Origin of the sequence: Falsiroseomonas sp. HC035, from assembly GCF_050563525.1 — a bacterium.
In the GTDB taxonomy this organism is placed as follows: domain Bacteria; phylum Pseudomonadota; class Alphaproteobacteria; order Acetobacterales; family Acetobacteraceae; genus Falsiroseomonas.
This window is the reverse complement of record NZ_JBNXUN010000014.1, coordinates 100,171-121,534: the sequence shown is the minus strand read 5'-3', so window position 1 is coordinate 121,534 and position 21,364 is coordinate 100,171. Positions and strand designations below refer to the sequence as shown.

17 protein-coding genes and 2 pseudogenes are annotated in these 21,364 nt (G+C 69.8%); 9 read left to right on the top strand and 10 right to left on the bottom strand.

Features of this window, described 5'->3' with window-relative positions:
- Nucleotides 1-293: 293 nt before the first annotated feature.
- Together ACLF3G_RS23270 and ACLF3G_RS23265 are read left to right on the top strand one after the other, a co-directional pair.
- Complete coding sequence (locus tag ACLF3G_RS23270) at nt 294-776, top strand: ureidoglycolate lyase (protein WP_430671792.1); 483 nt, start codon at nt 294-296, stop codon at nt 774-776.
- Complete coding sequence (locus tag ACLF3G_RS23265) at nt 773-1,696, top strand: polysaccharide deacetylase family protein (RefSeq protein WP_430671791.1); 924 nt, start codon at nt 773-775, stop codon at nt 1,694-1,696. Before ACLF3G_RS23270 ends, ACLF3G_RS23265 begins: the two co-directional genes overlap by 4 nt.
- A 20-nt stretch (nt 1,697-1,716) precedes the next feature.
- On the opposite strand, the gene ACLF3G_RS23260 is transcribed toward ACLF3G_RS23265, so the two are convergent.
- Both ACLF3G_RS23260 and ACLF3G_RS23255 read right to left on the bottom strand, forming a co-directional pair.
- The gene (locus ACLF3G_RS23260; RefSeq protein WP_430671790.1) at nt 1,717-1,962 is read right to left on the bottom strand and encodes a universal stress protein; all 246 of its coding nucleotides are present in this window, start codon (nt 1,960-1,962) and stop codon (nt 1,717-1,719) included.
- Nucleotides 1,963-2,162: 200 nt separating this feature from the next.
- Nucleotides 2,163-3,224: pseudogene (locus ACLF3G_RS23255) on the bottom strand (SulP family inorganic anion transporter); the annotation flags it as partial.
- 374 nt (nt 3,225-3,598) lie between these two features.
- Between ACLF3G_RS23255 and ACLF3G_RS23250 the strand changes: the two are divergent.
- Together ACLF3G_RS23250 and ACLF3G_RS23245 are read left to right on the top strand one after the other, a co-directional pair.
- Nucleotides 3,599-4,330, top strand: coding sequence for a methyltransferase domain-containing protein (locus ACLF3G_RS23250; protein ID WP_430671789.1), 732 nt, complete (start codon nt 3,599-3,601; stop codon nt 4,328-4,330).
- Between the two features lie 114 nt (nt 4,331-4,444).
- Entirely contained in the window at nt 4,445-7,858 is a 3,414-nt protein-coding gene (locus ACLF3G_RS23245; RefSeq protein ID WP_430671788.1) for a glycoside hydrolase family 99-like domain-containing protein, read from the top strand.
- Between the two features lie 15 nt (nt 7,859-7,873).
- Here the strand turns inward: ACLF3G_RS23245 and ACLF3G_RS23240 are convergent, their stop codons facing one another.
- Both ACLF3G_RS23240 and ACLF3G_RS23235 read right to left on the bottom strand, forming a co-directional pair.
- A complete protein-coding gene (locus ACLF3G_RS23240; protein ID WP_430671787.1) occupies nt 7,874-8,851 on the bottom strand; it encodes a Bug family tripartite tricarboxylate transporter substrate binding protein in 978 nt (325 codons plus the stop codon).
- A 93-nt stretch (nt 8,852-8,944) separates the two neighbouring features.
- A complete protein-coding gene (locus tag ACLF3G_RS23235; RefSeq protein ID WP_430671786.1) occupies nt 8,945-9,913 on the bottom strand; it encodes a Bug family tripartite tricarboxylate transporter substrate binding protein in 969 nt (322 codons plus the stop codon).
- Nucleotides 9,914-10,111: 198 nt separating this feature from the next.
- On the opposite strand from ACLF3G_RS23235, the gene ACLF3G_RS23230 reads away from it, so the two are divergent.
- On the top strand, nt 10,112-10,495 hold the full coding sequence (locus ACLF3G_RS23230) for a thermonuclease family protein (protein ID WP_430671804.1): 384 nt from the start codon (nt 10,112-10,114) through the stop codon (nt 10,493-10,495).
- Nucleotides 10,496-10,756: 261 nt separating this feature from the next.
- Nucleotides 10,757-11,632, top strand: a complete 876-nt coding sequence (locus ACLF3G_RS23225; protein WP_430671785.1) for an FkbM family methyltransferase — start codon at nt 10,757-10,759, stop codon at nt 11,630-11,632.
- 24 nt (nt 11,633-11,656) lie between these two features.
- On the opposite strand, the gene ACLF3G_RS23220 is transcribed toward ACLF3G_RS23225, so the two are convergent.
- On the bottom strand, nt 11,657-12,940 hold the full coding sequence (locus ACLF3G_RS23220) for a lipopolysaccharide biosynthesis protein (protein WP_430671784.1): 1,284 nt from the start codon (nt 12,938-12,940) through the stop codon (nt 11,657-11,659).
- Between the two features lie 194 nt (nt 12,941-13,134).
- On the opposite strand from ACLF3G_RS23220, the gene ACLF3G_RS23215 reads away from it, so the two are divergent.
- Both ACLF3G_RS23215 and ACLF3G_RS23210 read left to right on the top strand, forming a co-directional pair.
- Nucleotides 13,135-13,935, top strand: coding sequence for an FkbM family methyltransferase (locus tag ACLF3G_RS23215; protein WP_430671783.1), 801 nt, complete (start codon nt 13,135-13,137; stop codon nt 13,933-13,935).
- A gap of 57 nt (nt 13,936-13,992) precedes the next feature.
- A pseudogene (locus tag ACLF3G_RS23210) lies at nt 13,993-14,844 on the top strand (alpha/beta fold hydrolase); the annotation flags it as partial.
- 47 nt (nt 14,845-14,891) lie between these two features.
- Here the strand turns inward: ACLF3G_RS23210 and ACLF3G_RS23205 are convergent.
- Nucleotides 14,892-15,644, bottom strand: a complete 753-nt coding sequence (locus ACLF3G_RS23205) for a phosphatase PAP2 family protein (RefSeq protein ID WP_430671782.1) — start codon at nt 15,642-15,644, stop codon at nt 14,892-14,894.
- A gap of 161 nt (nt 15,645-15,805) precedes the next feature.
- Between ACLF3G_RS23205 and ACLF3G_RS23200 the strand changes: the two genes are divergently transcribed.
- Entirely contained in the window at nt 15,806-17,449 is a 1,644-nt protein-coding gene (locus tag ACLF3G_RS23200; RefSeq protein WP_430671781.1) for an alpha-amylase family protein, read from the top strand.
- Here ACLF3G_RS23200 and ACLF3G_RS23195 read toward each other — a convergent pair.
- The 4 genes from ACLF3G_RS23195 to ACLF3G_RS23180 all read right to left on the bottom strand — a co-directional run bounded on the left by ACLF3G_RS23195 (nt 17,424) and on the right by ACLF3G_RS23180 (nt 21,341).
- A complete protein-coding gene (locus ACLF3G_RS23195; protein ID WP_430671780.1) occupies nt 17,424-19,022 on the bottom strand; it encodes an alpha-amylase family glycosyl hydrolase in 1,599 nt (532 codons plus the stop codon). The genes ACLF3G_RS23200 and ACLF3G_RS23195 overlap by 26 nt on opposite strands.
- Nucleotides 19,023-19,090: 68 nt before the next feature.
- Nucleotides 19,091-19,924 (bottom strand): substrate-binding domain-containing protein, encoded by an 834-nt coding sequence (locus tag ACLF3G_RS23190; RefSeq protein ID WP_430671779.1) that lies wholly within the window; start codon nt 19,922-19,924, stop codon nt 19,091-19,093.
- On the bottom strand, nt 19,921-20,637 hold the full coding sequence (locus ACLF3G_RS23185; protein ID WP_430671778.1) for an ATP-binding cassette domain-containing protein: 717 nt from the start codon (nt 20,635-20,637) through the stop codon (nt 19,921-19,923). Before ACLF3G_RS23185 ends, ACLF3G_RS23190 begins: the two co-directional genes overlap by 4 nt.
- Nucleotides 20,637-21,341, bottom strand: a complete 705-nt coding sequence (locus ACLF3G_RS23180; RefSeq protein ID WP_430671777.1) for an ABC transporter permease — start codon at nt 21,339-21,341, stop codon at nt 20,637-20,639. Before ACLF3G_RS23180 ends, ACLF3G_RS23185 begins: the two co-directional genes overlap by 1 nt.
- Nucleotides 21,342-21,364: the final 23 nt, after the last annotated feature.

Sequence of the window (21,364 nt, the reverse complement as noted above, 5' to 3'; positions counted from 1 at the left end):
TGCAGAATGATTTGGCAGGATGGTCGGATTGATCGAGGTTTGCCTGGCTCCCGCACAATGCAGGGCCGCAAAGGCGTCTCCCATTGAGCCGTGTCTTCATGCGACGCGGATGGACGTGGGGCCGGGAGCAGGGCGTCAGGTTGAGGTGGAGGACGCCGAGCACCCTGGAGACGGAGGCCGAAGCGGCGGCCGATCGATATGCATGTCCACAAGGTCGGCCTGCGCCTGGTCCGGCAGGTTGATCCCGCAACGCCCTGCGCCGCTTTCCACATCCAGATAGCCGAGGCTGATGCATGCGCCTGATCGCAAGACCCCTGACCAGCGAAGCCTTCGCCGAATTCGGCGAGGTGCTGCACGCGCCGGAAGACCCCGGCCGCATCTACACCGAGACGGCGCTGTCCAACCGCCGGTCGCAGGCCGCGCCCAGCCTGTCCTTCACCTGCAAGGCGCCCAGTGCGCTGCCGCTGGCTTCCACGACCATGGAACGGCACAAGTACTCCTCGCAATCCTTCGTGCCGATGGAGGCCGGTCGCTGGATTGCGATCGTTGCGCCGCATGGCGCCGATGGCGCGCCGGACATGGCGCGTGCGCAGGCTTTTCTCGCCCGGGGCGATCAGGGCGTTACCTATGGTGCCGATGTCTGGCACCACCCCTTCACCGTGATCGACCGTCCCGGCCGCTTCGCGGTGTTCATGTGGAAGGATGGCACCCCGGCGGATGACGAGTTCGTCCAGGTCGCCCCCTTCGAAGTCCATCTGGATGGAGAGGCCGAATGACCTACGAGGTGAAGCGCGACTACATCGGCTACGGCGGCAATCCGCCCGACCCGAAATGGCCCGGCGGCGCGCGGCTCGCGGTGAACTTCGTCATGAACTACGAGGAAGGCTCGGAGCCCTCCGTGCAGGATGGCGAGGGCTACACGGAAAACGGTCACACCGAATCCAACGGTACCACGCCGGTCCCTAAGGGGCGCGACCTGGCGGCGGAGGGCATGTTCGAATACGGCAGCCGCGTCGGCTTCTGGCGGCTGCATCGGCTGTTCCAGGAACGTGGCCTGCCGGTGACGATTTTCGCCTGCGCGCTGGCGCTGGAACGCAACCCGGAAGCCGCCGCCGCCATCCGCGCGGCCGGCTACGACATCTGCTGCCATGGCTGGCGCTGGGTGAAGCACTACGAGTTGACCGAGGCGGAGGAGCGCGAACACATCGCGCGCGCCGTCACCAGCCTTGAACGCACGCTCGGCCAGAAGCCGGATGGCTGGTACTGCCGCTACGGACCCTCGGTGAACACGCGCCGCCTGGTCACCGAGCATGGCGGCTTCCTGTACGACAGCGACTATTACGGCGAGGAACTGCCCTTCTGGGTCACGGTGGAAGGCCAGGGGCGGCTGGTGGTGCCGTATTCGCTGACCAACAACGACGGCAAGTACAACGGCGTCACCGGCAATGCGGACCAGTGGTTCGCCTTCGTGCGCGATGCCTTCGACATGCTGTACGCCGAGGGCGCGCGGACGCCGAAGATGATGTCGGTCGGCTTGCACATGCGGCTGATCGGCCACCCGGCGCGGGCGGCCGGGCTGCAGCGGCTGTTGGACTACATGATGCAACGGCGCGACGTATGGATCGCCAAGCGTGTCGACATCGCGCGGCATTGGGCGGCGACGCATCCCTACGCCGGAAAGGGCCTCAACGAGTAGCCTTCACGCATTGATCTCGCTCAGCGGAACACCAGCACCGGGATCTTGCAGCTGCGCAGCAGCGCCGTGGTGGTGCTGCCGACGATCATGTTGCGCAGCCGGCCATGGCGCATCCCTGTGCAGCACCGTCTGGCGCCGAGGTGGCCGACGGCGAAGTTCGCGGCCCCGTTCTGTTTGCCGACCAGCATCAGGTCGGCTGCGCCTTCGAACTCCATGATCGTATCCACCAGCGCGCCGTGCCGCTGCACGGTGGTGAATTGCGCCACGCCCGCCGCCTTCCGCCGGGCCTCCGCCGCCGCAAGCAGCGCGCGGGCGCAGCGAGACCTTGCCGCGGGCCTCGTCGAGCTCCGCCAACTCGCGCAGCAATTCCTCCGACGCGTTGAGGCCCAGCGCACCGCTGCGATCCACCGGTGCCTCCGCCGTCACGCGGCCCAGGATGCTCTCGGCATAGACCGAGCCATCTGTACAGGCCGAGGATCTGCACCTCGGTGCCCTCGCGGCGGAACTTCAGCACCACGCGGTCGAGCGCCGCAACCGCCGTGAGGTCCCAGATGTGGGCGCCGGAGACATCGATCACCACCCGCTCGATCGCCTCCCTCGGGTCGAAGGCCTCGCCGAAGCTCTCGGCCGAGGCGAAGAAGATCTGGCCAGTGACGGTGTAGGTGCGCTGCATGCCAGCGGCCGAAAGCTCCGACCGGATGTGGAAGATGCTGGCTACCTTGCGGGCGAAGAAAATGCCCGACAGCAGCACGCCGGCCAGCACGCCCATCGGGATCTGCCGCACCAGGTCGGCCAGCACCAGGATCAGGAACAGGCCGGCCCACAGCGTGGAAAGTCGTCCCCGCCCACCGGACTTCACGTTGATGACGGATTGCCCGATCATCGCGCAGCCGGCCATGCTGCCAGACAGGCCGGCTGCGACATTGGCAATTCCCTGGCCGTAGGTCTTGCGGATCTTGTCGGAGCCCGTGTCGGTCAACTCATCGACGATCTGCGCCGTCATCAGGGACTCGAGCAGGCCGACGGCAGCCAGCCTCAGCGAAGTCGGCAGGATGATCCACAGCGTCTCCAGCGTCAGCGGCACGTCCGGCAGGAAGAAGGCGGTAAGCCCGGCGAGCAACTCGCCCATGCCGCCGACCGTGCGCACATCGAGGCCCAGCCACATCACGACCGCTGTCAGCACCACGATCGCAACCAGCGGGGACGGGATCGCCCTGGTCAGCAGTGGCAGCAGGTAGATGATGCCACGCCCGAGGGCGACGATCACGTAGGTCACCCAGGTGACGCCGATCAACTCCGGCAACTGCGCCATGAAGATCAGGATGGCGAGTGCGTTGACGAAGCCGGTCATGACGGAGCGTGAGACATAGCGCATCAGCACGCCGAGATCGTCGCAGGCTGACCTTCGGATCGACGCCGGCGATGAGGGAGAAGGCGGTGGCCTCCGGAATCAGCGCCAGGGCGACGACGGTGCCGCGAAGATGTCGGCGCGGATGTTTGAGAACCATTCGGCTCGGAAGAGTGACATGGGGATGTACTCCGGGAGACAGGCCTGCCACGCGGCATGATCAGCCGGGAACAGAACGGGGCAGCAGGAAGGCGGGCGCCTCTGGTCTCATGCCCCTCGGGCATGCCTCAACCTGGCGTCAGGCCAGCGCGTTCGCTGTCATGTTCCGGCTGAAACAGTAATGCGCTGCAACGCACAATGCCCTTCCGATGCCGGATCGAGGCGCCGCGCTTCCGGCGCGGCTGAAGCGGGCCTCGCGTACGAGACGACGGTCCGCCGTCACCATTTCGAGTGCGGAGTAGCATCGTATCCAACGGTGACAATCGTCTTTGTGCAGGCTAGCTTGGCCTCTGAAATAGACAGTTCTTGTTGCAGAAACCAGCGGATTGATTTGCATGGAGGCTTTAGATACTGTTGCGGAGTGGAATGGATTCTGTCCGATCTGTCAGCAGGACACCTGCTTCACGGCGAAGAATCCCTGGTTTCGCGACCACCTGATCTGCGAGACCTGCGAGGGCGGGTCGATCCCACGCGAGCGCGCGCTGATGCTCGCAATACGGCAGTTGCTGCCGCACTACGCCGATCTGGATATTCATGAAAGCTCGCCTGCTCCGCGCGGCGTCTCGCAGCTTCTTGCTTCGGAAGCGAAAGGCTATCTGCCGACGCAGTTTTTCCCGGATGTCGCCCCGGGACAGGAGCACCAGGGTGTCCGCTGCGAGAACCTTGAGCGGCAGACGTTTGCAGATGCTTGCTTCGACCTGACGATCACGCAGGACGTCATGGAGCACGTCTTCCACCCCGAGCAGGCCTACCGCGAGATCTTCAGGACGCTGCGCCCCGGCGGCTACCACATCCACACGACGCCCATTTATAAATGGCTGGTGGAGACGCAGCAGAAGGCGCGGCTCGAGCCGGATGGCAGCATCACCCATCTTTCGGAGCCGGAATATCACGGCAACCCGATCAGCGGCGAAGGTTCGCTGGTCACCTTCCACTACGGCTACGACCTGGCAGACCTGATCTCGCGCTGGACGCCGTTCGACGTCGAGATCCGGCGCTACGCGGATCGAACCCACGGCATCATCGCGGAGTTCACCGAGGTGATCATCTGCTCGAAGCCCGGCTAGCCTCGGCTTCCGAGGCAGCATTCAAGAACCAGGATGGCCGCGGCAGCGGCCAGGAGCGCAGGACCGTGCGTGCCCTGACGACCGGGCGACGTGCTGCACGAAGGAGACGCCGCGGTGGTACCATTCGACGATCAACAGGCGGCTGTGCACACGCCGGCAGGCCTCGGCCGCGCATTGTCCAGCATCGGCGCGGGCGAGGAGACGCTGCGCGAGCCGTTGCGGCTGAAGCCGTTCGAACACTGGGTCGGGCACATCCCCTTCGCCTTCTGGCTGATCTCCGCGCTCCGCCCGCGCGTGCTGGTGGAACTCGGTACGCATCGCGGCAACTCATTCCTCGCCTTCTGCCAGGCGATCGAGGCGGAGCGCTGCGGCACCCGGGCCTACGCCGTCGATACCTGGGAGGGCGACGCGCATATGGGGCGCGAGGAAGGGCTGTTCGAGGAACTCTCAGTCTACCACGATCCGCGCTACGGGCATTTCTCCTCGCTCGTGCGGAGCGACTTCGACCAGGCGCGCGCGCTGTTCCCGGAGCGGTCCATCGATCTCCTGCACATCGATGGCACGCACACCTACGAGGCCGTGCGCAACGATTTCGAGACCTGGGAGCCGACGCTGTCGGACCGCGCCGTCGTGCTGTTCCACGACACCAACGTGCGCCGCCCCGACTACGGCGTGTGGAAGCTGTGGGAGGAGCTGTCGCGCGACCGGCCGCATTTCGAATTCTTCCATTCCTTCGGCCTCGGCGTACTGGCCGTCGGCAACGACCTGCCGCAGCCGGTGCTGGCGCTGCTTTCCGCGAGCTCCGATTTCGCCGCCGCCACGCGCCTCCGCTCCTTCTTCGCCGCGCGCGGACTGGCGGGGATCGAGCGGCTTGCGAAGCAGACCGAGCAGGAGCGGGCCGGTGAGACGGCACGTCGGCACTGGGCACAGATCGAGGCGCACAATGCCGACCACGCCGCGGCGCAGGCGGCGCTGGCCGCGGAACGCGCGCGCCACGAGGCCGAGCGCGAGGCACAGCGCGCGCAGCACGCGGCGGCGCTGCACGAGGCGCGGCAGCGGCTGGAGGAGGCCGACCGCAGGGCACGCGACCTCGAGGCCGAGCATGAGCGCCTGGTGAAGGCGCGGCGGCAGGACAGGGAGCAGGCCAGGCAACGCACCGCCGAGGACAATGCCAGGCTTGAACGCGTGGATGGCGAATTGCGCCGCGCGCTGGCGGCGCTCGAGGCAGCGCAGGCCCAGAACCAGAAATCCCGGCGACAGGCGGCTGAACTGGCGCGCGCGGCAAGCGCCGCGATCGCAAGGCTGGAAAACGATCTGGCCCGGCACGTTGAGGATGCGCTCTCGCTGCGTGCCAGTACGTCCTGGCGCCTGACCACCCCGCTGCGCACCGTTGGCGAACGGATGCCACGCTTCATGCGGCCCTCGCTGATGCAACTGGCGCGGCGCGCCCGGCTCCTGCCGGCTGAGCCTGCGCGGGTGGGAGAAGGCGCGGCATTCCTGCCCGGCATCGAGGACCTGACCGACCTGGTGGCGGAGCCGCAGGCGGCCGGGACGGTGCGCAGGCCGGATGCGGCGGCACCGCGGATGCCGCGCTGGCCGATCCAGCTGCCTGACCTCTTTGCGCTGCGGGGCTTCGTGCCCGGCGCGCGCATCGCAGTGGTGGCGCATGTGTTCTACCCTGAACTCTGCGACGAGATGCTCGAGGCGACGACGCGGCTGGCCGAGCCGTTCGACCTGTTCGTGACGCTGGTCGAGGGCCATTCGGAGCATCTGCGCGAGGATATCCTGCGGCGCTTCCCACATGCCCATGTCTGGGCCTTTCCCAACCGGGGTCGCGACATCCTGCCCTTCATGGCGATCGCCGCCACCGGCGCGCTGGCGCAGTACGCGCTGATCTGCAAGCTGCACACCAAGCGCAGCCCGCATCGCAAGGATGGCGATGTCTGGCGGCGGCATCTCGTCTCCGGCGTGCTGCCGGACCGCGCGGGCTCGGCGGCCCTGGTCGCCGCCTTCGATAACGACCCTGACCTGGGCATGGTGGTCGCGGATGGGCAGATCTTCAACGGCGAGGAGCATTGGGGCGGCAACCTGCAACACCTGGCAAACCTGCTGCCGCTGCTGGGCTACACGGTGGAACAGGCGACGCGGATCCCCTTCGCGGGGGGTTCGATCTTCTGGTTGCGCGGATCCCTCCTGCACGACCTCCTCGGCCTCCATGTCGCGAACGAGTCGTTCGAGCCTGAGCCGATCGGCACCGACGGGGCGCTGGCGCATGCGATGGAACGCCTGTTCGGCATCGCCTGCCATGCGGCCGGCATGCGGCTGGAGCAGGCTTCCCTGGTCGCCGGCCCGGCGGATGCGCAGCCTGCGGGGCAGGGCGTGGGCGAGGCGGCAGCGCCGCCGCGCGTGGTGGCCTTCTACCTGCCGCAGTTCCACCCGATTCCGGAGAACGACCGCTGGTGGGGCCGCGGCTTCACCGAATGGACCAACGTGACCAAGGCGAAGCCGCTGTTTCCCGGCCACCGGCAGCCACGGCTGCCGGGCGAGCTTGGCTTCACCGACCTGCGGCTGCCGGAAACGCGCGAGGCGCAGGCGGACCTTGCCCGGCGGCACGGCATTTCCGCCTTCTGCTACTACTACTACTGGTTCGGCGAGGGGCAGCGGTTGCTGCAACGTCCGCTGGACGAAGTGCTGGCCTCCGGCACGCCGGACTTCCCCTTCATGATCTGCTGGGCCAACGAACCCTGGAGCCGCAACTGGGACGGCGCCAACAAGGAGGTCCTGATGCCGCAGGACTACCGCGAGGGCTGGGTGGAAGCCTTCGCGCGGGACGTCGCGCCGCTGCTGCGCGACCGGCGCTACCTGCGGCTGGGCGGCCCTGGCGGCCGGCCGATGCTGATGGTGTACCGGATCATGCATGTGCCTCGGCCGGCCGAGGCGGTTGCCGCGCTGCGCGAGGCCTTGCGCCGGCGCGGCGTGGGCGAGGTGCATCTCGCCGCCGGCTGGCTCTCGCTTGGCGAGGACAAGCCGCTGCCGGATCAGCCGGCGGCGCTCGGCCTCGACTCCTACTTCGAATTCCCGCCGCACCGCATGCCGACGGTGGCGGCCAGCGGCGCGCTGCCCGAGGGGATGACGGGTGGGCTGTACGAATATGGTCCGACGGTGGATGCCGCGCTCGCGCGCCTGGCGCAGGACAGCGACGGCGTGGACCTGCACCGCGCGGTGATGATGGGCTGGGACAACACCGCGCGGCGTGGCGATGCGGCGCATGTCTTCCGTGGCGCGACGCCGGGCCATTTCCGCCGCTGGCTGCGCGGCTTGGTGCGGCATCGGCGGGACAGCGTCGGGGGCGAGGAACGGCTGGTCTTCGTCAATGCCTGGAACGAGTGGGCGGAAGGCACCTGCCTGGAGCCGGACCGCGACTTCGGCCGGGGCTGGCTGGAGGCCGTGCGCAGCGCGCTCGGCGTCGCGCCCCATCCACCCGGCGGACATGTCTCAGGCCAGCCCCGCATTCCGCTGGACCAGTAAGAGGCGGCCTCGGGCCTAATCGACGCGGATTCCACTCTCGCGGATGATCGGCGTCCACTTCGCCCGCTCGGCCGCCAGCGCCTCGTTCATCTGGTCGGGCGTGGTCCAGCGCGGCTCGAGCCCGTTGCGGTTGAGCACCGTGGCCACCTCAGCATCCTCCAGCGCCACGCGCATCGCGGCGTTGAGGCGGGCGATGGCGGCGTCCGGCGTGCCGCGCGGCGCCATCACCGCATACCAGGACGGCACGTCGAAGCCCGGCAGGCCGGATTCCGCGACGGTCGGGATGTCCGGCATCAGGCGCGACCGTTCGAGATGCGGGATCGCCAGCGCGCGCAGCTTTCCATCGCGCACCTGCGGCAGCACCGACGCGGCGGTGGCGAAGGAGAAGTCGATCTGGCCGGACAGCAGGTCCGTCACCACAAGCCCGCCGCCGCGATAGTGCACCGCCGTGGTATCGGTGCCCGCGAGGCGGTTGAACAGCAGCCCCGCGAGATGCGGCCCGCCGGCAATGCCGCTGGTGCCATAGGACAGGCGCCCGGGTGCCGCCTTCGCCGCGGCAACCAGCTCGGCCACGCTGCGCCACGGCCGGTCGGGCGGCAGCACCAGGATGTTGAACAGGTCGACCGCCACCGAGACCGGCACCAGGTCGCGCGCCGGGTCCACCGGCAGGCGGATCACCATCGGGCTGACCACCAGGGCGCCGAGCGTGGCCAACAGCAGCGTGTGGCCATCCGCGGGACTGCGCGCCACCACTTCGGTCGCGATGTTGCTGCCGGCGCCGGGGCGGTTCTCGACGATCACGGGCTGGCCCAGCACCTCGCCCATCTTGGGTGCGATGGCGCGGGCCGAGATGTCGGTCGCGCCGCCCGGGGTGAAGCCGACGATCAGGCGCAACGGGCGGTTGGGGAACCCCTCCTGCGCAAGGGCGGGGGCGGCGAGCGGCAGGGCGGCGGCGGCCAGCAGGGCGCGGCGGCCGAAGGCATGGCTGGTCATGATTTTTCGCTCCCGGACGAATTTATTGGGACCCTTGTGGCATGAACCGCAGAGGTTGCGAAACCGCGCCATGCCGCGACCTGCGGCGGCGCCTCAGTCGGCACGGATGCCGGCATCGGCAATCAGCTTCTCCCACTTCGCCGTCTCCGCCGCGACGAAGCGCCGCGCCGCCTCGACAGTGCGCTCCGGCGCCGGTGGCACCTCGACGCCAAGTTCCACCAGGCGGGCCTGCAGGGCCGTGTCGGCCAGCGCGGCGGAGATGGCGGCAGAGATCGCGTCGATCGTCGCATCGGGCGTACCGGATGGTGCCAGCACCGCGTTCCAGGTGGTGGCCGCGAAGCCCGGCACGGTCTCGGCCACCGTCGGCAGGTCCGGCAGGGCGGAGGACCGGCGGGGCCCTGTGGTGGCGATGCCGCGCAGCGTGCCGCCCCGCACCTGTGCGGCGCCGGTGGCGACGCTGTCCATCACCAGCGCGATGCGGCCGGCGATCAGGTCCACCACCGCCGGCGCCGTGCCGCGATAGGGAATGTGTTCGGCCTGCACGCCGGTCAGGCTTTTCAGAAGCTCGACCCCGAGATGCGAGGAGCCGCCCGCGCCACTGCTGCCATAGGCGCGTGGCCCGGACCGCAAATAGTCCAGCAGGCCCGGCATGTCCCGCACCGGGCTGGCCGGCGGCACCATGATGACCTGCGGCACCACGCCCACCAGCGCCACGGGGGCGAAATCCGCGGCGGGGTCGAAGGTCAGGCGCGGGCCGTGCAAGGCACGATGCACCGCGTGGACCACGGTGGTGAACAGCAGGGTGCTGCCGTCCTTGGGCGCACGCGCCACCGCCTCCGTGCCGATCAGCGCGCCACCGCCGGCCCGGTTTTCCACCACGACGCGCTGCGGCAGGCTGGCCGACAGCCGTTCCGCGAGCAGGCGGGCGACGGTGTCCGTCGGGCCACCTGCGGCATAGGGCACGACCAGCCGCACGGGCCGGTCCGGCCAAGTCTGCGCGAACGCGGGCGTGACGCACAGCGGCAGCGCGAGGCTGCCCAGCAGGGTACGGCGGTCGAGCATCTCGTTTCCTCTCCCTGGCCGCCGGTCGTGGTGCCGCGGCCCTTGCCCCGCAATCCTGGCGGCTTCGGTCCCGCGGCGCCAGCACCCGGCAGGCCTGGCGCGGTGGGCCTCGCGTGCCATGGCGATGGCGGCCTGCCCTTGGCCGGCGGGACGCCGCCGCTAGGCTTGGCCGACACAGATCAAAGGACTTCCGCCTTGATGCTTCGGCAGTTTCTCCTGGGCCTGGCCGTCGCGGCTTCGCTGTCCGCCCCGTCCTACGCGCAGTGGCGCGAGCCGCCACGCACCATGCAGGCCGCACCGCAGCGCTACACGGGCTGTCGTCCGGTGGATGGTGATACCCTCGCATGCCGGCAGGGCCGGATCCGCCTCCGTGGCGTCGATACGCCGGAACGGGGTGAGCGCGGCTATCGGGCCGCGCAACGCGAGTTGGGTCGCCGCACGCGGGGCGGCACCGTCACTGTCGTGCCGCACCATCGCGACCGCTACGGGCGCGTGGTGGGCGACGTCTATGCCCGCGGCGGCAACGTTGGACGATCGATGGATGCGGACGGCTATTCCAAGGCGCGCGGCGCCCGCCGCTGAGTGCCACCGGCTTTCGGGCGCCGCGTGGGCCGGGGTAATGCCTGGTCGGCAAGGACCCTGCCTGCCACATTGGCTCTCCGCGGGGCGGCGGGATTGGTCGCGACCCGCCGGTGCGCGACACGTCCGATGACGCGCACCTGCCGGCAGCGCGGCTGCCACCGGGCGTCGCCAACTGGCCTTGGGCGGAATGATCGGTCAAACTGCGGTCCGGCGCGGCGAACGCTGCCCGCCATCGCGATGTCGCTCAGGCCGGAGAAATTCATGTTGCAGGCTTTGGCCGCCAAGCTGAACAAGCTCTGGAGGCATCCCGGCTTTCGCGAAAAGCCACTGGTCGTGACGGGGCGCAGCCTCGGCCTGGGCTGGCATGTGCTGCGTGGGCGGGAGACCCTGGTTCACCTGACACCCGATGGCGAAAGGCTGCATGTCCCGGCAGGCGGGCGCTACACCAGCGTCAGCATCTACCTGATGCGCGACCGGTCGGAGCCGGAACTGGCGCTGCTGGACCGCCTGATCGGCCCCGGGGGGCAGATGCTGGATATCGGCGCGAATATCGGCATCTACACGCTGCGGGCGGCAACGCTGGTCGGGCGCAGCGGGCGGGTGATCGCGGTGGAGCCGGGGCGCGAGGCGCTGCGGGCCCTGCGCGCCAACCTCGCGCTCAACGACATGCCGCAGGTCACGGTCCTGCCGGTGGCGCTCGCGGCCGAGGAGGGCGTGGCGCAGCTTTACCACGTCGCGCTCGGCAACGACCCGCAGGCCTTCTCGCTGCTTCCACAAAAGGGCGATGTCGCGAGCGAGCAGGTGGTGACGCGAACCCTGGATTCGATCCTCGACGAGGCCGGAGCAACGCGGCTGGACCTCATCAAGATGGACGTGGAGGGGCTGGAACTTGCGGTGCTGCGCGGCGGGGCGGCGAGCCTCGCGCGCCTGAAGCCCATGATCATCTTCGAGATCAACGCCGCCGCCGCGCTGGAGGCGAATGGCGCGAGCCACGATGTCTTCGACCTGCTGCTCGCCACGGGCTATCGCATCCACAGGGTCGAGGCGGGCCGCCTGGTCCCGGTCGACCGCCAGCCGGACCAGCATGGCAATCTGCTGGCGGTGCATCCCGAGGGGCCCCAGCCGAGGGGCCTGTAGATCCCGCATCGGAAGGGGATGGGCTCAGAAGGCCCGCGGCACCCGGCGGCGCGCGATCCGGCTTTGCAGGATGGCACCCAGCCCGATGCTGATCGCCGTCATCGCCGCCGCACCCTCGGCGCCCAGCCAGGGGATGGTGGTGACGGCCAGCACCGCGGCCACCGCAAGCTGGACCATGTTCACCCGCAGCAGGTCGTCGCCATGCCCGGTATTGGCGAGCAGCGTGTCGCGGCAGGCCAACAGCGCATTCACGATCTGCCCGAGGCAGAGGATGCGCAAAGCGGCCGCGCCCGGCTCGAACCCCGCCCCCGGAAGCCCCAGCAGCCAGGGCGCCAGCACGATCATCCCCAGCAACGGCGGCACCGCGAGCAGGGCGGAGGACCAGCGCGCGGCGCGCTGCGTCTGGCGCAGCCGGTCCCACTCCTCCAGGCGATACTGTTCCGCCATGCGCGGCGCGGCGATGGTCGCGACGCTGACCAGGATGACCCAGGTCAGCACGGAAAGCCGGCTCGCCATGCTGAAATAGGCCACCGCCTCCGGCGCCGCGAAGGCCGCCAGGATCAGCGTCGGCATGGTGACCAGGGAGACCTGCACCAGCTCCACGCCCAGCAACGGCAGGGCGAGGCGCAGCAGCGGCGTCGCCGGCGCCGCTGACGCGCGGCGCGCCTGGAACCGCGCGCGCTCGGCCCGGATCATGCCGAGCCCCATGGCGAAGGTCAGGAACCGCGCGAGGATCGTGAGGACCAGCGCATCCCCCAAATCCGCGCCCGGCCACAGCCACAGCGCCACCAGCGCAAGCCCTGGCCAAAGCGATGCGCCGGTGAGCTGCGCCGCGACGTTGCGGTGCAAGCCGGCCAATATGCTCCCGGTGGTGAGGGCGAGTGCGTCGGCCAGCACCAGGACGCCGGTCAGCACCAGCACGGGCGCCAGCGCGGGTTGCGCCAGCACCGCATGCGCCACCCATGGACCGGCCAGGCTGGTGGCCCCGCCCACGGCGCAGCCGCCGAGAAAGGCGCCGAGCAGGGCGAGGCGGAGGACCCGCCACGCCGCGGCGCCGTCACCGACGGCCAGTTCGGCCGGGATGCGGTACATCGCGGCGCGTTCCAGCCCGCCGCGCGCAAGTGTGCCGCCCAACCCGCCCCAGGCCAGGGCGATGAAGTACAGTCCCGCATCGGCCAGCCCCAGGCTCTGCGCCACCAGGACGTAGAGGCCGAGCTTGCCGAGGATCTCCAGCCCCCGCGTACCCAGCCCCAGGCCGAGCCGGAGCAGCGAGGCGGCGATCGTGGGAAGCGGCCTCGGCCCTGTCATGCAGTCCTTCCCGGCGCACCCGCCATGCGGGTGACCGCCCGGTCCCGCCGAGCCGTTGCCCGATGTCCCGTTGTTGGCTGTCCAGGGACGGCTATGGGCGTCCGCACCCACGCATGCGATACACCCTGCCCCGCGCAACTCCGAATTGATCTGGGGGCGATTGGCACGATGGATCGCGTATGAGCAGCCTGTCCATGAGCGTCAAGCTGGCGACCTTCCGCTTCAGCCCGGATATGGCCTGGCGCCTCGCAGCCTGGCGCAGCCGGGAGACCCGCTTCGCGCTGCACCTGGCGCGCGGCCTGTCCGATCCGGGCAGGATCGGCGTCGACATCGGCGGCTCCTGGGGGCTGTTCGCCGCCGCCATGGGGCGCTGCGTCCGCCAGTTGCACATCGTCGAACCCAATCCGGCAAAGGTGCAATTCCTGCGCTCCGCCTTCGGGATGCGCCACGTCATCCACGACCTTGCCCTGTCCGACGAGGCCGGGGAGGTGATGCTGCACATCCCCGATGCCTCCTCCGCCCTCGCCACGATCGAGGCCGGCAACCCGGCCACCCAGGCGCCCGGCCGCCAGGTCGCGGTGCGGCGGGAGAGGCTGGATGCGCTGGGGCTTGGACCGGTCGGCTTCATCAAGATGGACGTCGAGGGGCACGAGGCCGCGGCCCTGGCCGGGGCGGAGGCGCTGTTACGACGGGACCACCCGATCCTGCTCATCGAGATGGAGGAGCGGCATCGCCCGGGCGGCGTGCGCAAGACCATCGGATGGCTGGACCAGTTCGGCTACCGCGCCTTCATGCTGGATGCGGGGCGGTTGCGGGATGCGGCGGAGTTCCGGCCGGAGGTGGACCAGCCCCGCTTCGGGCCGAACGACCCGCATCCCAGTCACTACATCAACGACTTCCTGTTCATCCCGTGCGTCAAGGATCCCGCGGGGCTGGCGCGCCTCGCGGGCTTCGGCATCCCGCCCTTGGCGGTCGCCGGCGCGCAGGCGGCCTAGACAGGCCGGGCGGTTGCCGGCGGAGGCAACAGCCTCTCGGCTGGCGCGTTGTCGGGGATGACCAGGATCCGGCAGGCTCGATCGGACGACCGCATGCGTAGCCTTCCGACAGCCGTCCTGGTGGCCGCAGGTCTCGCGGGCGTTCTCCTGGGCCTGTATGCCGGGCGCCGTGTGCCGGCTGGGCTGGGGCCGGCAGGCCGCCTTGCCAGTCGCTGGACCCGGGTGGACGGCATCCCGCTGCACGCCCTGGTCGCCACCGGGCCGCGGGCCGGCACAGGGCGGCTGCCGGTTGTCCTGGTGCATGGCCTCGGCATGTCGAGCCGCTACATGGCGCCGCTGGCACGCGAACTGGCCGGCGACCTGCCGGTCTTCGCGCCCGATCTGCCCGGCTTCGGGCGGAGCGGCGATCCGCCGCAGGTCCTGACGGTGCCCGGGATGGCCGATGCGCTGGCCGGCTGGATGGACGCCAGCGGCATCCGGCGCGCCATGCTGGTGGGCAATTCGCTGGGCTGCGAGGTGCTGGTGGAACTCGCCCTGCGGCGCCCGGACCTGGTCGAGCGGCTGGTCCTGCAGGGACCGACCCCGGATCCGGAGCATGCCTCGGCGCCGCGCCAGGTGGCGCTGTTCTTCCTGACGGCACTGTTCGAGCGGCCCTCGATCGGGCTGGTCGCGGTGGCCGACTACCTGCGGGCCGGGGTGTGGCGCTATGCGGCCACCTTTCGGCACATGACCCGCTATCGCGTGGCGGACGGCCTGCCGCGCATCACGGTGCCCACGCTGATCGTCCTCGGCGCGCGGGACTACCTGGTGCCGCGTGGCTGGGCGGAACGCATGGCACGGCTGCTGCCCCGCGGGCACCTCGCCATCGTGCCGGGCGCGGCGCATGGCATGAACTACTCCCACCCGCGCCAGCTTCGCCGCGCCATCCTGCCCTTCCTGCTGGGTGACGAGGCGGATCAGCCGCCGGTGTCGGTCTCGATCCGGCCGCGCCGTTGCAGCGCGCGGGCGATGAGCCAGAACAGCAGCGCCCAGCCGGCGCCGACCGTCCAGCCGGCCAGCACATCCGTCGGCCAGTGGACGCCGAGGTAGACGCGGCTGACGCCGACCAGCAGCGTCAGCAGCACGGCGCAGCCGAGCACGAAGACCTTGACCCGCCCATCCGGCTCCACGCGCGCCAGCAAAACGCCGAGGGTCAGGTAGACCACCGCCGCCATCATGGAATGCCCGCTCGGGAAGCTGGCGGTGGAGACGTAGGAGCCGTGCGGCACCAGGTCCGGGCGGGTGCGGTCGAAGGCCGCCTTCAGCAGGGTGCTCGCCAGGATGCCGCTGCCCACGGCGGCGAGAAGCAGCCCCGCCGCGTGCCACAGCCGTCGCAGTGCCATGAACGCCGAGACGGCGAGGATCAGCAGCACCAGCACGGCCACGCCACCGAGCGCGGTGATGTCCCGCCCCATTTCCACAAGCCATCCGGGCCCCAGCGGGTCCGCCGGATCGGCCGCGGAACGCAGCGCGAGGAGCAGCGCGCGATCGATCGCCAGCGTCTCGCCCTCCACCACTGCGTCGGCGAGCTCGATGAAGCCCCAGGCGCTTCCGGCCAGCAGAAGCAGCAGGATCACGGTCCCCAGTTCCATCCGCTCGCCGAAGGAGGCCAGCGCCCGGACCAGCCATTCTGCCGGATGCCGGCGGCGATGTTCCGTCTCGATCCCCATGCGCCCCTTCGACTCTGACTTGCTGGCAGTGCGCCGGCCCCGACCTCGCCGCATGTGAACGGCCGGGAGAGGAATACGTTGCCGCCGGCTCGTCTCCGGAAGCTGGCAGATGCCGATTCGCGGAACCATTGGATGCCGGGGCGGTTGCCGTCCCGGAAGCCATGCAGGGACGCGCCATGATCAACCTGTGGTACAAGAACGCGGTCATCTACTGCCTCGACGTCAAGACCTTCATGGATTCGAACGGCGACGGCATCGGTGACTTCCGTGGCCTGGCGGACCGGCTGGACCACATCGAGGCGCTGGGTGCGACCTGCGTCTGGCTGCTGCCCTTCCACCCGAGCCCGAACCGCGACAACGGCTACGACATCACCGACTACTATGGCGTCGATCCGCGCCTCGGCACACTGGGCGACTTCGTCGAGTTCACCCACGCCGCGCGCGACCGCGGCCTGCGCATCATCGTCGACCTGGTGGTCAACCACACCTCGATCGACCACCCCTGGTTCCAGGAGGCACGGCAGCCGGGATCCCCGCGTCGCGATTGGTACGTGTGGTCGGAGGAAGAACCCGCCGACATGCATGAGGGGATGGTCTTCCCCGGCCAGCAGGATTCGACCTGGAGCTGGGACGACACGGCGCAGGCCTGGTACATGCACCGCTTCTACAAGCACCAGCCCGACCTCAACATCGCCAACCCCGAGGTGCGCGAGGAGATCGAGCGCATCATGGGCTTCTGGCTGCAACTCGGCGCCACCGGCTTCCGGCTCGACGCCGTGCCGTTCCTGATCGAGTACCGCGGCGTGGAGGCGCCGAAGGACCGTCCCGATCCGCATCAGTACCTGGTCGAGATGCGGGACTTCCTGGACTGGCGCGAGGCGGAGTCCGTGCTGATCGCGGAGGCGAACATCGAGATGTCCGACCTCGACGAGTATTTCGGCGACGGCGACCGGTTGCAGATGATCATCAACTTCGTGCTGAACCAGCAGGTCTTCCTGGCGCTCGCACGGGGCGAGGCGGAGCCGGTGATGCGCATCATGCGCGATACGCCGAAGATTCCGCTGATCGCGCAATGGGGCAGCTTCCTGCGCAACCACGACGAGCTGGATCTCGGCCGGCTGACGGAGGCCGAGCGCGCCGAGACGTTCGAGGCCTTCGCGCCCGATGAGAACATGCGGATCTATGAGCGCGGCATCCGGCGTCGCCTCGCGCCGATGCTGGGCGGCGACCTGCGGCGCATCGCCATGGCGCACAGCCTGATGTTCGCGCTGCCCGGCACGCCGGTGATCTGGTACGGCGAGGAACTCGGCATGGGCGAGGATTTGTCGCTGCCGGAACGCTTTCCCGTGCGCACCCCGATGCAGTGGAGCGAGGAGGAGAATGGCGGCTTTTCCGGAGCGCCGACGGATCGCCTGGTGCGGCCGGTGGTCCGCGGCGGCGAATTCGGCTTCGAGCGGCTGAACGTGGCGGCGCAGCGCAACCGGCACGACTCCCTTCTCGAACACAACCGCCGCCTGATCGCCACGCGCCGCGCCTGCCCCGAGATCGGCTGGGGCCCCTGCGAGGTGATGGAGACCGGCGTGGCAAGCGTGCTGGCGCTGCGTTCGGAATGGCGTGGCGGCGTGGTGGTCACCCTGCACAACCTGGCGGCGGAGCCCGTGGAAATCAGCCTGCCGGACGATCCGGGCATCCTGATCCAGCTTCTCGGCAGTTCCGAACTGCCCGAGCGGGACGCGGCCACCCGCCCGATTCCGCTGGAGGGTTATGGCTTCCGCTGGTTCAGGTTGCGCGGCGAGCGGCGATAGGGGCGAGGATCACGCCCTCCGCCGGCCGCAGCACCACCTCATCGACGTGGCCGGCCCGGTCCAGCGCCGTCGACAGCAGCAGCTGCGCGGGGCCGATATCCAGGCGGCGGGTCTCTTCGCCGAAGTTCAGCGCGATGCGCAGTCGCGATCCGCTGGCGGCGTCGTGCCGTTCATAGACCAGCACGTCACCCTCGGCGGAGATTGGCACATGGACGCCGGCCCGCAGCGCCACCTGCGCGCGCCGCAGCGCGATGAGGTCGCGGTATAGCGTCAGGATGGACTGCGGGTCCTCCGCGAGCCGCGCGACGTTGCGCTGTGCGAAGTCCGGCGATAGCGGCAGCCACGGCTCGCCGGTGGTGAAGCCGCCGTGGCGCGAGCCGTCCCACGGCATCGGCGTGCGCGCGGGGTCGCGGCCCAGGCCACGGCCGGGCTCGCGCCGTTCCCACGGGTCCTGCACGCGATCCGCTGGGATCGCCACGTTCTCCATGCCGATCTCGTCGCCGTAGTACAGTGTCGGCGTGCCGCGCAGCGTCAGCAGCAGCATCGCGGCGATGCGTGCCTGCGCCGCGCCGATGCGCGTCGCGATCCGCTTCTGGTCGTGGTTGCCAAGCACCCAGTTCGGCCAGCCCTCCGCGGGCAGTGCGGCTTCATACTCCGCGATCAGCTTCGCGATCGCCGGCGCCGTCCAATCCGCGAAGATGAGCTGGAAGTTGAAGGGCAGGTGCGCGCCCTCCATCTCCGCGCCGTAGTACGCCACAAGCCGTTCCAGCGGCAGGTAGATCTCGCCGATCAGGACGCGGTCGGGGTAGGCATCCAGCACCGCGCGCATCTCGGCCACCACCGCGTGAATCTCCGGCTGGTCGGCGGAATGGACCTGCAGCAGGCGGTCGATGCCGGCGTTGTGCGGCTGCCAGGCGGGGTTGGGCGGGTTGTCGCGGAACTGCGCATCCTTGATGAGATGCCAGATGACATCGACCCGGAAGCCATCCACGCCGCGATCCAGCCAGAAGCGCAGCGCGTCGTGCATGGCGCGGCGCACCTCCGGGTTGCGCCAGTTCAGGTCCGGCTGCTCCGGCAGGAAAGCGTGGTGGTAGTACTGGCCTGTATGTTCATCGAGCGTCCAGGCGCTACCGCCGAAATTGGCCAGCCAGTTGTTGGGCGGCCCGCCATCCGGGGCCGGGTCGCGCCAGATGTACCAGTTCCGCTTCGGGTTGGCGCGCGATGCGCGGCTTTCGCGGAACCAGGGGTGCTGGTCCGAGCTATGGTTCGGCACGAAATCCAGGATGACCTTGAGCCCGCGCGCGTGCGCCTCGGCCACCAGCAGGTCGAATTCATCGAGCGATCCGAAGACCGGGTCGATCTCGCAGTAATCCGCCACGTCGTAGCCGAAATCCGCCATTGGCGAAGGGTAGATCGGTGAGATCCAGATGGCGTCGACGCCGAGCCATTCCGGATGGTCCAGGCGCTGGCGGATGCCGCTGAGATCGCCGATGCCATCCCCGCTGCCATCCTGGAAGGACCGTGGATAGATCTGGTAGACGATCCCGTGCTTCCACCAGACGGCGTCGACCATGCCTGCATCTCCTCGATCAGCGTTCGCATATCGAGGATCAGCGAGGCTATGCGGTCTGGGTTCCGCGGCTACTCCGGCTGCGATGCGTTCGGGAAGAACAGCTGCTCGCCGTTGATCCGGTAGGAGGCGATGGCGTCCTGGCCGGTCGGCGAGACGATCCAGTCGATGAAGCGTTGCGCGTCCGCCGCCTTCACATGCGGGTGCCGCTGCGGGCTGACCAGCATGACGCCGTACTGGTTGGCCAGCCGTGCATCGCCCTCGACCAGGATGCGCAGCCCCTGCCGGTTGGCGAAGCTGAGCCAGGTGCCGCGATCCGTCAGTACGTAGGCCTCCTGCGCGGCCGCGGTGTTGAGCGTCGGGCCCATGCCCTGGCCGACCTCGCGGTACCAGGCGCCGCGCCCGGCCACTGGATCGACGCCGGCCCTCTGCCACAGGCGAAGCTCGGCCGCATGGGTGCCGCTGCGGTCGCCACGGCTGATAAAGGCCGCGCGGGCCTCAGCGATGCGGCGCAGGGCATCGTTGGTGTCGCGTAGGCCGGCAACACCGGCGGGGTCCGCGGCTGGGCCGACCAGGACGAAGTCGTTGAACATCACGTGCAGCCGTGATCCGCCATGGCCATCCTGCACGAAGCGCTGTTCCGCCGCATGGTCATGCACGAAGACCACATCGGCATCGCCGCGGCGGCCCACATCCAGGGCCTGCCCGGTGCCAAGCGCGACCACACGAACCGCAATGCCGGATTCCGCCTGGAAGCGCGGCAGGATATGGCGGAACAGGCCGGATTGCTCGGTGCTGGTGGTGGAGGCGACGGTGATGAAGCGGTCCTGCGCCTGCACGGCGAACGGCAGCGCAAAGGCCAAGGCCAACAGAACGCGGCGGAGCACGACAGTGTCCTGGTTCACCACACCAGTTCCCCGCGCAGGAAGGCCGCGGCTTCCGGTGTGGCGGGCCTGCTGAAGAAGGCGTCGGCCGGCGTCTGCTCCAGCAGCCGCCCGCGATGCAGGAACAGCATCTCGCCCGCCAGGCGCCGGGCCTGGCCGAGGTCGTGCGTGGTCATGACGATCTTGGTGCCGCGCGCCACGAGCGTCGCGACGATCGTTTCCACGGCGCGGGTCGCGGAGGGGTCCAGGCTGGCGCAGGGCTCGTCCAGGAACAGCACCTCCGGCGCCAGCGCCGCGGCGCGCGCCAGGGCGAGCCGCTGCTGCTCGCCGCCCGAGAGGCTCCGCGCCGGCTGCTGGGCGAGGGCGGCCAGCCCCACCATCTCCAGCGCCGCCCGGGCGAGCGCCTGCCGTGCCGCGGCCGCCACGCCGGCCAGCTTCAGCGGGTAGATTGCGTTGGCCAGTACGCTGCGGCGGAGCAGCACCGGCCGCTGGAATACCATGGCCTGCCGCCGCGCCGCCGCAGGTCCGGCCCAGATGATCCGTCCCGCGCTCGGGACCAGCAGGCCGTGCAGCAGTCGCAGCAGCACCGATTTGCCGGCGCCGTTGGGGCCGATGATCAGCGTCGGCGGCCCGGCCTGGATCGCCAGGTCGACCGCGGTCAGGATCGGCGTGCCGGCGACGGTGTAGCCCAGCGCCTCCGCGCGCAGCGGCAGGATGGTGTCGGGCGCGCGCATCAGGCCGCCGCCCGCGCGGCCACGTCGCGCAACCCCTGCGCCAGCGCGTTCACCACCAGCACGATCGCCATCAGCACCATGCCGAGCGCCAGCGCCAGCGGCAGGTTGCCGGCGCTGGTCTCCAGCGCGATGGCGGTGGTCATCACACGCGTGAAACCCTCGATGTTGCCGCCGACGATCATCACCGCGCCAACCTCCGCCGAGGCGCGGCCAAAGCCGGCCAGCAGCACGGTCAGCAGCGCGAAGCGGCCATCCCACAGCAGCGTCGGCACGGCGCGCGCGCGGCTGGCGCCGAAGGAGCGGAGCTGTTCGGCGTATTCCTCCCACAGCCCTTCCAGCACCTGGCGCGACAGGGCGGCGAGAATGGGCGCGATCAGCACGGCCTGGGCAATCACCATGGCGGCCGGAGTGAACAGCAGCCCGAACGCGCCGAGTGGACCGGAACGCGACAGCAGCAGGTAGATCAGCAGCCCTGCGACCACCGGCGGCAGCCCCATCAGCGCGTTCAGCACCGCCAGGATCGCGCCGCGCCCCGGAAACCGCGCCACGGCCAGCAGCGCACCGAGCGGCAGCCCGACCAGGGCCGCGATCAGCAGCGCGGAGAAGCTGATCCGCAGCGACAGCAGCACGATCTGCGCCACGGCCGGGTCTGCGGTGGCGACAAGATGCAGGGCGGTGGTGGCGGCGGTTCCGAGGTCGTTCAAGTCGGCTCCCTGGGCAGGCTGCA